Origin of the sequence: Bradyrhizobium sp. 179 (assembly GCF_023073535.1) — a bacterium.
Taxonomy (GTDB): Bacteria; Pseudomonadota; Alphaproteobacteria; order Rhizobiales; family Xanthobacteraceae; genus Bradyrhizobium.
In genome coordinates this window covers 1-869 of record NZ_JADPJR010000109.1, presented here as the reverse complement: position 1 = coordinate 869, position 869 = coordinate 1, and the positions used below count along the sequence as shown (strand labels likewise).

At 62.0% G+C, this 869-nt stretch carries 1 pseudogene; it reads left to right on the top strand.

The annotated features are described in order from the left end of the window. Positions 1 to 19: 19 nt before the first annotated feature. A pseudogene (locus IVB12_RS26195) lies at positions 20 to 869 on the top strand (IS630 family transposase); the annotation flags it as partial.

Here is an 869-nt window from a genome sequence, read left to right as displayed (position 1 = left end):
GGATTGGAGGCCGGCGGGCATGGCGAAACCGCTGTCGATGGATCTTCGCGAACGTGTGCTTGCCTGTATTGGAGGCGGCGTTTCAGGCCGGCAGGCTGCCGAGCGATTTGGGGTAAGCGCGGCGAGCGTGAGCCGCTGGCGCACGCGCGAACGGGAACAGGGGGATGCCCAGCCGAGAGCTCAGGGCGGCGATCGCAAGTCTCATCGGATTGATGCCCATGAGGCGACGATCGTGGCTTTGCTCGAGGCCTCTCCCGATATCACCATCGAGGAATTGCGTGACAGCTTGAGCAAACAAGGCCTGTCTTTCGGATATGGCACGATCCGACGCTTCTTCGAGCGCCACAAGATCACGCGTAAAAAAAGACCGCCCATGCCACAGAGCAGGATCGCCCGGATGTCTTGACGCGGCGCCAGGCCTGGCGTGAGAGCCAGGACAAGCTCGATCGGGACCGGCTCGTCTTCATTGACGAGACCTGGGCATCGACCAACATGGCGCGAACACATGGCCGTTGCCAGCGGGGCGAACGCCTGCGGGCCAGCGTTCCTCACGGCCATTGGAAAACGACAACCTGCGTCGCCGCTCTAACCACGCGCGGCATCATCGCACCCTGGGTGCTCGATGGTCCCATCAACCGCGATGCCTTCGAGACCTATGTCGAAAAGGTCCTCGTACCAGAGCTTCCAGCCTTCGCCATCGTCGTCATGGACAACCTCTCCAGCCACAAGGGGCCGCGCGTCCGCGAGATGATCGAGGCTGCCGGCGCAACGCTCCTTTACCTTCCGCCTTACAGTCCCGACTTCAACCCGATCGAGAACGCCTTCGCAAAGCTCAAAGCAAATCTGCGAAAGGCCGCCGAACGCACTGT